The following is a 12,364-nucleotide window of genomic DNA, read 5'->3' on the forward strand; positions in this document are numbered from 1 at the left end:
AACAAGTCGCAATTGCCGGGGCCGGGCGAACCGCAAGTGGGCTTCGGTCCACTGCAACCCGAAATCACGGCGCGCGCATGAGCGCGAGGGAAGCACCCCCGTTGGCAGATCGCGTCAAGGGTCTGAACCCACTGGTTCCGGTGCTGCTATTCTCCTTGTTCGTGCCCTGGCTGTTCCATGTGGGGGCGCTGGTTATCAGCCCTTACCGGCTCCTGCTGCTGCTGACGGCCATTCCTTGTTTGTGGCTGTGGGCGAGCGGCAGGGCGGGGCCGGTACGTCTCCCCGATTTTGCCGTGCTTGGATATGCGCTTTGGGGCGCGATCAGCCTTGGGGTCAATCATGGTGGCGATGTGGGATTCCAGTCCGGCGGCGTGCAGGGCATGGAAACGGTGGGCAGCTATTTCCTTGCCCGAACCCTGATCCGGACTGCCGAGGATATTCGCCGCATGTGCGCGGTGCTGGTTACGGCCATTCTCCTCCTTTTGCCATTTGCTTTGATTGAAACGGTGACAGGCCAGAACATCCTGTTGCGGACCTTTTCTTCCGTAATGTCGTCGATCAACGAGTTCAGGATGCCGGGGCGGCTGGGGCTGGAGCGGGTGCAGTCGGTTCTTGATCACCCGATCCTTTTTGGTGTCTGCACCGGAAGCGCGCTGGCCCTCAGCTTTGCAGTCCTGGGTTACGAGCGCCCGGTTTGGCACCGCTGGGGCACCGCCTTCCTTGTGGCGCTTACCTCCTTCACCTCGCTGTCAGCCGGGCCGATGAGCGGGCTCGTTGCGCAAATCTTGTTGCTGTTGTGGGGGTGGGTGTTGCGGCCCTTCAAGGCACGCTGGACGATTTTACTTGTAATGATTGGCCTCGCGCTCCTCGCCATCGAGCTTTTCGCCAAGCGGCCGCTGCCCAATGTGCTGCTGTCTACCATCGCGCTCGATGGGGAGTCCGCCTATTATCGCGTTCTTATCTGGAATTTCGGATCGGAATCGGCCCTGAACCATCCCTGGTTCGGCGTCGGCTATGGGATGTGGGATCATCCGTCCTGGATGACGCAGAGCATCGACATGTTCTGGCTTTATCCCGCCATCGTGTTCGGAATCCCCGCCAGCTTGATGATGTTCACGGCTTTCCTGGGCAGCACGATCGGCGTTGGCCGCAAGCACAATTTGCCGCCAAGGGAGTATTCCTATCGGATGGGCTACCTCATCTGCATGGCCGGGTTCTTCGTGGTCGGGTGGACCGTTCACTACTGGAACGCGACCTATGTCCTGTTCATGTTTTTGATGGGCAGCGGGCTGTGGCTGATGGATGTGCCTGAGGGAAGCCGCGTCGAGGCGGTGGCGCCGGCTCGCGAGGTCCGGGCACCGCGTGATCCCCGGCCGGCTCGCCCGTCGATAACAAGAGAAGGCCGTCCGGAGCCGCTTCCCCAGCGAGGGGTCAGGAGAGCGTGATGGGTCGTCGCAAATTGCTCCTGATCGCGCCCACCTGCGATGGCGCCGATGTCGGTGAAGCCTGGGTTGCGTTCCAGTGGGCGTCACGGCTAGCGGAACGGGCAGAGGTGACGCTGCTGACCTATCACAAGCGCAGTGCTCGCCCTGCGGCCGAGCAGTTGCGGGGGATGCGGGTGATCGAGTGGCCGGAAATGGCGCTGTTCACGCGGGCCGAGCGGCTCAACAGCATGCTCAAGCCGAGTTATGTACCGTTCTATTTTCGCGCGCGCCGCTGGATCAAAACCGCACTAGCACGGGGGGAGCAGTTTGATGTCGCCCATCAACCAACGCCGGTGGCCATGCGCTATCCGTCGCCGGCGGCGGGGCTGGGCATTCCGCTGGTGATCGGCCCCGTTGGGGGTGCGCTGGCGTCGCCGCCCGGCTTTGCGGAGGAAGAAGGCAGCAATCCCTGGTTCATGCGACTGCGGGGGATGGACCGGTATCGCCTGCAGTTCGATCCGCTGCTGCGCGCCTCTTATGAAAGTGCCGATTGCGTGCTGGGCATTGCACCCTATGTGGGCGAGACGCTGGCGGAGTTGTCGCTGAAACGGCTCGAGTTCATGAGCGAAACGGCCCTTGAGCAGGTGCCCGAACCAATTGTCCGGACGGACAGGGGGCCCACCGTCAAACTGCTGTTTGTGGGGCGGCTGGTGCGCACCAAAGGCGTGCGCGACATTGTCCGGGCCATGCAGTTGCTGAGTGACGTTGCGGTGACGCTAGACGTGGTGGGCACGGGCCCCGAGCAGCCGATTTGCGAGGCACTGGCGGGGGAGATGGGTGTGTCCAGCCGCATTACCTTTCATGGCTGGAAGGCCAGGGCCGAGCTCGACGCCTTCTACCGCAATGCTGATCTGTTCGTATTTCCAAGCTATCGCGAACCTGGTGGCAATGTGGCGTTGGAAGCCATGTCCTATTCGCTGCCCTTGATCGTGGTGGACCGAGGAGGACCGGGGAACGCGGTCTCGCCCCAATGTGCGATCCGGCTGCAGGCGAGCACGCCCGAGAGCCTGGCCCGGGAAGTTGCCGCTGCGATTCGGCAGCTGACCGGCGATCCCGAGCAGCGCGCGCGGATGGGGCAGGCGGCCTACCACCACGTCAAGGCGACCGGCTTGTGGTCGGCTCGGATAGGTCGGATCGAGGCGATCTATGACGAGATCGGGGCCGGGCAGCCAAGCGTGCGGCTGGTCGGTTCCAGCTAACCGGCCAAGGCGGCACGCAGGGCGGCGCGGTGGCCGCGGCCAAGGGGCGTGCGCATGGTGGAGCCCACAATCAGCGCCATCCGGAAGGCCCAAGTGGCCAGCGGACCATGATGGCGGCGGAAGTAGCGGATGCGGTTCGTGGTCATCAGCGCCGAGAGATAGGTGCTCTCATGATAGGCGCCGCCCTTATGGGTGACATGGGCTTGCGCGACATAGGCCGGGGTAAAACCGGCGACCCGGACGCGGCGGAGATAATCGACCTCTTCGCTGTAAAGAAAGAAGGACTCGTCCCATTCACCGACGGCGCGGCGCGCCTCGGCCGAGACCAGCAACGCGGCGCCGCTGGCCCATTCGATTTCCCCGCCCTTTTCATAAAGGTCCTTGCTGGCGACGATTTCACCCAAGCCCATGCGGGCGGCAACGGCGGTGCCGACCAAGGCGTCGGACCAGGCCGTGATCACCGAGGGCTCACGCCGCAGCGAAGCGGCGAGGGTGCCGTCGTCGTGGAGCAGCTTGGGCACGGCAACCCCGATCCGCGGATCGACGATACGCTCGAGCAAGAGGCGCATGGTGCCAGGCTGGAGCCTGGTGTCCGGGTTGAGGATCAGCAGGTGCGCCTCAGGTCCGGCCAGGGCCGCACCGATATTGATGCCGGCCGCATAGCCGCCATTGCGGCGGGTTGGCACGACAATAGCACCCACAGGATGGGCCTGGGAAATGGCGACGGAGTCATCGTGGGAGTCGTTGTCGATCACAAAGACGTCCAGTCGTGCGACTTCGGTGCGGTGCTGCTGGATCGAGTCGAGCAAGCCGGGCAGGGCATCGGCACTGTTGTAGGCCACTATGATGATGGCCAGCCGCTCGGCCGGTTCAGCGATCGCGTTCAATTCAGTGTCTCCGTTAAACGCAAGTCCAGTGTCCGCGCCATGACAGCAAGGGTCGGAACTGGTTGTTATCCTGGTTGATCTCCAACGGTTTTTCACCTCAGCAATCAGGGTGAAGCGTCAACATCGATCCGTGGTTCGATGTAGGCGGCACCGTGGGTTACGCCCAATGGTTTGGGTCAGCTGTCCTTTAGGTAGCCTCCCTAGCGGGGGTGAGCTCCTTACTGTCGCCAGCACGGAGACGCGCGGCCGAGTTGGGTCGCGCCGAAGATCAAGCAGAGCGCATTCATGCCACTCATCTCGGTTATCCTGCCGACCTTCAATCGAGCCCATAGTTTGCCCAGCGCGATGGGTTCGGTGTTGACCCAGTCGTTCCAGGATCTCGAAGTCATCGTCGTAGACGACGCCTCTACCCAGGATATCGCGGCGCTGGTGCAGCAGATCGATGACCCACGGGTGCGGCTGGTTCGCCGGCCGGTCAATGGCGGCGCCGGAGCGGCGCGCAATAGCGGGATTGCCGAAGCGCGCGGCGCGTTCATCGCCTTTCAGGATAGCGATGATCTGTGGCTGCCGGGCAAACTCGAGGGGCAGCTTGTGCTGTTGGCAGGGCTCGAAGCCGAGTTCGGTGCGGTTACGGGCCCCAAGATCTATTATGGACGGGATGACCGGCTCCGTTACGGGCCGGGCTATGTTTCGGTGACGCCCTCGCCTAAGGGGCGATTGCCCGCAGTTGGTGACCAGGTGGGCCGCCTGCTCGATGAGAACCGGCTAAGCGTTCAGTGCGCGCTGTTCCGGGCCGACTGCATGCCGCCAGGCCCTTGGTTCGATGAGCGGGCCCGGGCCAATGAGGATTGGGAATTTGCGGTTCGGCTGGCGCAGCACACCAAGATTTTCGAGCATACAGACGCCGCAGTGCTAGGGTTTGTGTCGGGTGACAGCATCTCGATGAACTCGCGCCGCCAGATGCTGGGCGAGTTGCTGATTGCCAAGAACAATAAGCAACTGCTGCAGCGTTATCCGCGGCAAAAGGCTGCCATCATGCGTAACGCTGCCCGCGTCCTGTTCAAGACCGGCAAACCCAGAATGGCGCGGCGCCTGTTGCTGGCCAGCATTGCTCATTATCCGCCCAGCACGATGACGGTTCTTGAAAGCTTGAGCCGGAAACTCCGCGGCGGGGTTACGCTGGCGGGCCAGCGCCTTGGCTTGGTGCAGTCGGGTTAGTCGGCAAGTCGAGGGTCGCCGAAGCCTGCCCCCGGAACTGGAGGGAGGCTAGCAGCTGCTGGCGGTGCCGGGACTTGGCCCAGCTGAGCCGGGCCCGCCATTGATAGGGAAGAAGCCGATGCGAGACGAACAGCGCGGTTGTGCGCGTCATGTCGGCCGCAAATTGCCCAAAGCTCGGCTGTGCGACGACGCAATCGGCCATGAGTTGGTGCAGATCGCTGGCAACTTGGGCCAGGCTGAAGTTGCGGCTGACAAAGGCTCGGCCGAACGCGCCCAGTTCGGCGAGACGTTCGGGGCCGGCCGCAAGCTCGGCGATATGCCGGGTTAGTTGCGCGCGGCCGGACTGGCCCTCGCCAAGGCCGTAGATGCCCATCTGGAGGAAACTGGGTGCCGTCTCAGGCGTGAAAGCGCCGGAGAACCCCTGTTCGCCCACTACGATAACCGGCTTGGCGAAAGCCATCCCACGTAAGGCGGATCCGCCCATGCCGATGACGATGTCAGCCGCAGCATAGGCCGGACGGGGATCGAGCATCGGGCCGATCACATGCACGGCAGTGCGGCCGAGTTCGCGATTGACCTCTTCAGATAGCGCTTCGATCTCGGGGCGGGCGGTGCCGTCACCAACGATCACGAAGTGCAGGGGCAGATCGTGACCTAGAGTGCGGACGGCCTCGATCGTGTCCCGCAAGCTTTCGGCTTTCATCCAGTGCACAAGACGGCTGACGGTGACGAGAACAATGTCTCGCTCCGAGAAGGAGTGGCGTTCGCGAAAGTCCTGGCCTTGCGCGGGGTCAGGCTGGTTGAAGTCGGTATCCACCGGCGGCAAGAGCGGGCTTGCCCGGCGGCCGGAGCGCACCGCCTGGGCCACGAGGTCGGGCGTCCCGAAAGTAGTCCGGATGTGCCGCGGGAACTCGTTGTTCACCACCATGGCCATGGAGGTGACCACCATAGGCACCCGCGTCCAAAGGTGGACGGCAAACATCGCTTCCAGGTATTGCGGTGCATCCCAGACATGGATGAGGTCGGGGCGCTCGGCTTGGGCTAGCCGATATAACGCTCGCATCCGCCTAGGGGAATAGCCGGCGCCGGTCGGGGCGGGGATATAGCGAAGCCCCTTGTCCTCGGCGAGCGCGACCATAGGACCGGGCACGGCGAAAAGCACGACATCGTGGCCATGCGCATCCCGCAACTGGGCGGCTAACTCGATGGCGTTAACCTGGGTGCCGCCGACCTCGAGCTTGTGCGCAAAGACCAGAATCTCCAAGGCGGTGCTCCTGCTAACGGCCCCTCAAGCGGAGCTCGGTCGAACAGCCGATGCTAGGAATAGTGCGGGCGGCGATGCAATCACCGGAACGGGCTAGGAGTAGTGGCGCCGCTCCGAGCGGACCTGCGGGGTGCAACCTGCGTATCTTTCCGGATCAGGCTGCAATGTGAGCTAGGCGCGAGCAATCCTTCGGTTGATTTCGGCTTACGGCTACGCATGCAATTTTCATGGTCTTCAAGCATTTGGCGGGCTGACATGAAATCCTATCGCAGCAACGGCGGCAGCCAGTCGACGGGCCGCTACCAGGGTGCGTCGGGCGGCAGCGCAATGTTCAGCAGCCCCGCTCCCCAGTTCAAGGCAGGCGAACGCGCAAGCACCAGCTACCGGGCGGGCAATGCCGCGAGCTCCGTCGGAACTGCCGGGTCCGGCGCGATGCAGTATCGACCGAACAGACTTCAAAACCTCGGCGCAAATACCGACAAGGAAACGTATTTTTCCCAAGCGGGAAAGCCCATTCTGCTGCCAAGTGCCGAGGTGTCCCCGTCCAACTTAGCTCTGTCCGCCCGGGACAGTTCCGCGAGTAAGCCAACACCGATGTTGCCGCCGGCAGCAGTGGCCATGGCTGTAGCCGGCTCGGTGGAACTGCCGACGAGCAGCGCGCCCGATCTTGCCCAGGCAACTGCAGCCAGTGCTAGCTTGGGCCGGGAAGACAAGTCGAGCGCAGCGACACCTGCAGCCCTCAAGGTCAGCGCCGAAACGGCGACTGTTGCAGCGACTCCCACATTGACGCCGGCAGGAGCGGCCAGCCCCGACTGGCGCGGCAGCTGGCTGAACGCTGCTGCGACGACCCCCTGCGGATCCTGTACCGGACGGGCCTGCACCATGTGTTCGGTGCGCACCGGTGGGCCGACGGCCAGCAGTGGGCTGCCGACCGGTTATTCGCCCAATACGCTGATCCTGCTTGAGCCATCCGATGAGATTGCCGCCCCTACGCCGCCGCGGGGATCGCCCGGAATTGGGCTGGATCCGTCGGCGGCTCCTTCCGATCTCCCTGGCGCGCCCCCGCCCAACGCCATTGTGCTGGAAAACCTGGAAGAGGGTACGCCCGAGAGCGAGTGGATGATTGGCAAGGCCGATGCCTCGATCGAGGGTTTTGCGGCGCAGTTCACCAGCAATCATGGCGAAACCGTCGACTTCAAGATCAACACCGATTCGACTGACTACCGGATCGATATCTACCGGCTTGGCTATTATGGCGGGGCGGGTGCCCGGCTGATGGACAGCATCGACCGGGACTTGGCCGCCCCGGTGATGCAGCCGATCCCCTACAAGGATGAGGAAACCAAGCTGGTTGATGCGGGCAACTGGTCAGTATCAGCCTCGTGGGAAATCCCGGACGACGCCGTTTCAGGCGTGTATTTCGCCAAGCTGACGCGGTTTGACGGCTCAGGCGGGGAAAACATGATCCCCTTCATCGTGCGCGATGATGATGCTCCGAGCGACATAACCTTCCAGACTTCTGACACGACCTGGCAGGCCTACAACTGGTGGGGCGGCTACAACCTTTATGGCGGCATTGAAGCCGGCGGCCGGGCGGGTCGTGCGAGTGCGGTCAGCTATAACCGGCCGATTATTTCACGCGATGGTGGTTTCTCGTCCGGCCCGCAGAACTATGTGTTTGGCGCGGAATATGCCGCGATCCGCTTTCTCGAGCAGAACGGCTATGACGTCGATTACATTTCCGGGATCGACACCGCCTCGGACGCAGCCCAACTGCTTAATGGCGAGATCTTCCTCACCGTCGGCCACGACGAATATTGGTCGAGCGAGCAGCGGGCCAATGTCGAGGCGGCACGCGATGCGGGCGTCAATCTGTCGTTCTGGAGCGGCAATGACGTTTATTGGGAGACCCGCTGGGAAAACAGCATCGATGGCACCAATACGCCATACAAGACGCTGGTCTCCTATAAAGAGCGCTGGGACAACGCTAATACGGACGCAGAGGGAACCACGTCCACCTGGCGCGACCCGGTGCTTGGCTCCGGCAAGCCCGAGAACGCGCTAACGGGCACGATCTTCACCGTCGATTCCTATCGGCTGGACGCCATCGACATACCCTATGACATGTCCAACCTGCGCTTTTGGAGCAATACGGAGGTTGCCGATCTGGAGCCGGGCGAGGTTTATACGCTCACCAAGAACCTGCTCGGTTATGAGTGGAATTCCGATCTCGACAACGGTTTCCGACCAGCGGGCTTGGTGCCGCTGTCCTCCACTACTGTGGACGTCGAAAGCCTGCTGCTGGACTATGGCAGTGCGGTTGGCTCGGGAACGGCGTCCCACAGCTTGACCATGTATCGGGCGCCCAGCGGCGCCTTGGTGTTTAGTGCCGGCACGGTTTACTGGTCCTGGGGCCTGGACAGCCACCACGACAACGAAGCGACCCCGACCGACCCCAATGTGCAACAGGCCATGATCAACCTGTTCGCCGAGATGGGGGTGCAACCGGCCACCCTGATGGAAAGCCTGGTTGCCGCTTCCGAGAGCGAAGATGAACTGGCGCCCACGACAACGATCACGTCGCCAACGGCAACCGGCCAGCTGACTGCTGCCCAAACAGTGACGATCACCGGCACGGCAACTGATGCCGGCGGGGGGAGTGTGGCCGTGGTCGAGGTTTCGACCAATGGCGGCACCTCGTGGCACCGGGCCAGCGGCACCACAAACTGGACCTATAGCTGGACGCCCATTTCGGGCGGCAACTACACCATTCGCACGCGCGCGGTGGATGACAGCATCAATCTGGAAACGCCGGCTGCCGGGGTGACCGTCAATGTCGACCAGGGTGGCACCGGTCACCTGTTCGGGCCCAATGATCTTCCGGCCAACCCGCTCAACCGCGATCCTAACCCGGTCAATGTCGGCGTGCGCTTCAGCGCCGCCACTTCGGGCAGCATAGTGGGGATCCGCTACTACAAGGGCATGGGCAATGCCGGCGAGCATATCGGCACTTTATGGGGTCCCGGGGACGTTCGGTTGGCCAAGGCTACTTTCACAGCGGAGACAGCGAGCGGCTGGCAAACGGTGATCTTCGACTCGCCCGTTTCGATCACGGCGGGGACCACCTATGTGGCGAGCTTGTCCACCCGGGGGGGCTATGCGGCAACCACCAACTATTTTGCCACGCCCAAAACGCGTGGAGGGCTGACATCAACCAGCGGGGTCTTCAGCTACGGCAACTCAGACGTAGCTCCAGTTACGCAGTCCAACACCAATTACTGGGTAGATGTCGTTTATAGCGGTGTTCCCACGCCCAATGATCCGCCCGCGCCACAGAACGACGACGGCTTCCCGGTGCTCCGGGATCGGCCGATTACGTTTCTCGCCTCGACACTGCTGGCGAACGATGCCGACCCCAACAATGATCCACTCACCATTATCGGGGCTGGGGCCGCCTCAGGCGGTTCGGTGGTCTTCGACGCTAACGCGCAGACCCTGACTTTCACCCCCACGTCAGGCTTTGTCGGTGAAGCCTCGTTTGGGTATTCGGTGTCGGATGGGCGCGGTGGCACCGGTTCGGCGCAGGTCAACATGGCGGTGGTGCCGACACTTTCCACTACCTCGCTGTTTGCGCCAGGGGCGGCCCCGGCCGTTGTGAGCGGAACGGACCAGTCAGAGGTCAATCTGGGCATCAAGTTCGTGGCTTCCGCGGCCGGGGCAATCACCGGGATCAAGTACTACAAGAGCGCTACCGATACCGGCACGCATACCGGCACGCTTTGGAGCAGCACCGGCAAGCAACTGGCCACGGCAACCTTTGTGAACGAAACGGCCAGTGGCTGGCAGACGGTTCTCTTCAGCAATCCGGTTCAGATCACCGCCGGCACGACCTATGTCGCCAGCTTCCAAAGCAATGGCGGCTACGCCACGACGTCGAATTATTTCACCGCGCCCCAGAGCAACGGCCCGCTTACGGCGCCAGCAGCAGGCAACGGCGTTTTCACTTACGGCGCCGACAACCTCATGCCGACCAGTAGCTTCAAGGGAACGAACTACTGGGTGGACGTGCTGTTCGAGTCAGCCGTTCAGCTCAACCGGGACCCTGTCCCGGGCGACGATAGCGGCTTCAACACGGTCGTCAATACGGCGCTAACGATCAATGCCGCGACCCTCCTCGCCAATGACACCGATCCCGACGGTGACCCGCTGACCGTTACGGGCATTAGCGGGTCCAACAATGGCACGGCCGTGTTCAACGTCCAGACCAACACGATCGTCTTTACCCCCACCAGCGGCTTTTCCGGCGCGGCGTCCTTTAGCTACACGGTAGCGGATGGGGAGGGCGGGACAGCCAGCGCAAGTGTGGCCGTGACCGTAACGCCACCCGTCAATCGTGCTCCCGTGGCCGCCAATGACACGGGGATGGTCACGGGGCGGGGGCAGGTGCTCCAGATCGCCGCCCCGACCCTCCTTGCCAATGACAATGACCCGGACGGAGACCCGCTGACCATCACGGGCGTCAGTGGTGCGGTGAACGGTGCCGTGGGCTTTAATGCACAGACCAATGTCGTGACCTTCACACCCAATGCCGGGTATGCCGGGCAGGCGAGTTTCAATTATGCAGTCTCGGACGGCCGTGGGGGAACCGCGTCAGCTTCCGTGGGCGTGGCCGTCACCGAGCCAGTGGTAGGCAGCAACGTCTTTGCCGATAACGTCACGCCGGCAACGGTCAGCGTAAATGAGGCGCGATCAGTGGAATTGGGCATGCGGTTCACCGCTGCATCCAGCGGCTTTATTTCGGGGATGCGCTTCTACAAGGGCCCACAGAATACGGGGATCCATACCGGCACTTTATGGTCCAGCACTGGTGCCGTGATGGGCACTGTCGTCTTTGAAAACGAGACGGCATCTGGGTGGCAATCGGCCAATTTCAGCACGCCCATCGCGATCTCCGCCGGCGCCAGCTACATCGTTTCCTATCGCGCACCGAACGGCCATTACTCGGCCAGCCCCGGTTACTTCAACACTGCTACAACAAATGGGCTGCTCACTGCGCCGCAGAGCAGTCCGGGGAGTCTCAACGGGCTGTTCTCCTATGAGAACACAAATACCCCACCCGACCGTAGCCTGAACGCGACCAATTACTGGGTGGACGTGTTTTATCAGCAGGGCGCCAACACCGCGCCGGTTGCAGTCAACGATGCTGGCCTCACCACGCAGCTCAATGCTGCGATGCAGGTCACGGCCGCGTCCTTGTTGGCCAATGACAGCGATAGCGATGGCGATACGCTCACGATCACCGGCGTGAGCGGCGCCAGCAATGGCACGGTGGTATTCGATCCACAGACCAAGCTGGTCACCTTTACACCAGCAGCGGATTACGCAGGTCCGGCAGGGTTCTCGTATACGGTGGCTGACGGGCGTGGCGGGACGGCTTCGGCCCACGTGGCGGTAACGGTAGCTCCGGCGGCGACGGGGATCTCGCTGTTCCCCGAAACGGCGACGCCCGTAACGGTGACCGTCAATGATCCTAGTCCGGTTCAACTGGGAATGAAGTTCACCAGTTCGGTGGCTGGCGTGGTGAGCGGGATCAAGTTCTACAAGGGGCCCCAAAATACCGGGCTGCACACGGGCGCGCTTTGGACTGCCGACGGCCAGTCAAAGGGCAGCGTGATCTTCCAGAACGAGACCGCCAGCGGCTGGCAGACAGCCTCCTTTGCCACCCCGATCGCCATTGAGGCGAACACCACCTATGTCGTTTCCTACCACACCAATGGCAACTACTCGGCCACGCCATTTGGCCTCGCCTCCCCGGTAACCTCCGGGCCGCTGACTGCACCGTCAAGCGCCTCCAGCGGCGGCAATGGTCTGTTCGCCTATGGCGGGACCAGCGCCTTCCCCAACGGCAGCTACAACGCCACAAACTACCATGTCGATGTGATCTTCAACGCACTGGCCTCATGAGCCAGAACCAAAGTCAGGGAAGCAGTCATGCAAGGCGAACTCTATGCAGATGCCATCGGGGAGATCACCGTCACGGGGACGGTGGTGCGGATCGATTTGGTCAGCCTTTCCGCAACCATGCGCGATACGGGCGGCCAGCCGATACCAGAACACCGGCAGCGCATCGTCATGTCGTTAGAGGGGTTTGCCAACAGTTTCGAGGTGCTGCAAAACGCCATGAACGGACTGATCGAGGCCGGCGCCATTCGACGCAATGAACCGAGCAATGGCATTCCGGTGAATCCGCCCAGGGCAAACGGCAACAGCCAGCAAAGCGCCTCACCCAATTTCGACTCCTAGCCGGTTCCC

The 12,364-nt window shown here is 62.5% G+C and carries 7 protein-coding genes; 5 read left to right on the forward strand and 2 right to left on the reverse strand.

Going from position 1 to position 12,364, the window contains the following annotated elements; all coding sequences use genetic code 11:
- Positions 1-77: 77 nt before the first annotated feature.
- On the forward strand, positions 78-1,445 hold the full coding sequence (locus AC3YOG_RS17975) for an O-antigen ligase family protein (RefSeq protein ID WP_489936057.1): 1,368 nt from the start codon (positions 78-80) through the stop codon (positions 1,443-1,445).
- The gene (locus tag AC3YOG_RS17980) at positions 1,445-2,683 is read left to right on the forward strand and encodes a glycosyltransferase family 4 protein (RefSeq protein ID WP_489936058.1); all 1,239 of its coding nucleotides are present in this window, start codon (positions 1,445-1,447) and stop codon (positions 2,681-2,683) included. The genes AC3YOG_RS17975 and AC3YOG_RS17980 overlap by 1 nt, the downstream gene beginning before the upstream one ends.
- Here the strand turns inward: AC3YOG_RS17980 and AC3YOG_RS17985 are convergent.
- Entirely contained in the window at positions 2,680-3,570 is an 891-nt protein-coding gene (locus AC3YOG_RS17985) for a glycosyltransferase family 2 protein (RefSeq protein WP_489936059.1), read from the reverse strand. The genes AC3YOG_RS17980 and AC3YOG_RS17985 overlap by 4 nt on opposite strands.
- Before the next feature lie 285 nt (positions 3,571-3,855).
- On the opposite strand from AC3YOG_RS17985, the gene AC3YOG_RS17990 reads away from it, so the two are divergent.
- Positions 3,856-4,788 carry a glycosyltransferase family 2 protein gene (locus tag AC3YOG_RS17990; protein ID WP_127753358.1) on the forward strand — a complete coding sequence of 311 codons (933 nt, stop codon included), beginning with the start codon at positions 3,856-3,858 and terminating at the stop codon, positions 4,786-4,788.
- Here AC3YOG_RS17990 and AC3YOG_RS17995 read toward each other — a convergent pair.
- On the reverse strand, positions 4,745-6,052 hold the full coding sequence (locus tag AC3YOG_RS17995) for a glycosyltransferase family 4 protein (RefSeq protein ID WP_489936060.1): 1,308 nt from the start codon (positions 6,050-6,052) through the stop codon (positions 4,745-4,747). The genes AC3YOG_RS17990 and AC3YOG_RS17995 overlap by 44 nt on opposite strands.
- A gap of 618 nt (positions 6,053-6,670) precedes the next feature.
- On the opposite strand from AC3YOG_RS17995, the gene AC3YOG_RS18000 reads away from it, so the two are divergent.
- Positions 6,671-12,016 carry a DUF4082 domain-containing protein gene (locus tag AC3YOG_RS18000; RefSeq protein WP_489936061.1) on the forward strand — a complete coding sequence of 1,782 codons (5,346 nt, stop codon included), beginning with the start codon at positions 6,671-6,673 and terminating at the stop codon, positions 12,014-12,016.
- A gap of 27 nt (positions 12,017-12,043) precedes the next feature.
- Entirely contained in the window at positions 12,044-12,355 is a 312-nt protein-coding gene (locus AC3YOG_RS18005; protein ID WP_489936062.1) for a hypothetical protein, read from the forward strand.
- Positions 12,356-12,364: the final 9 nt, after the last annotated feature.

The organism is Devosia sp. Z6_126, from assembly GCF_058133495.1.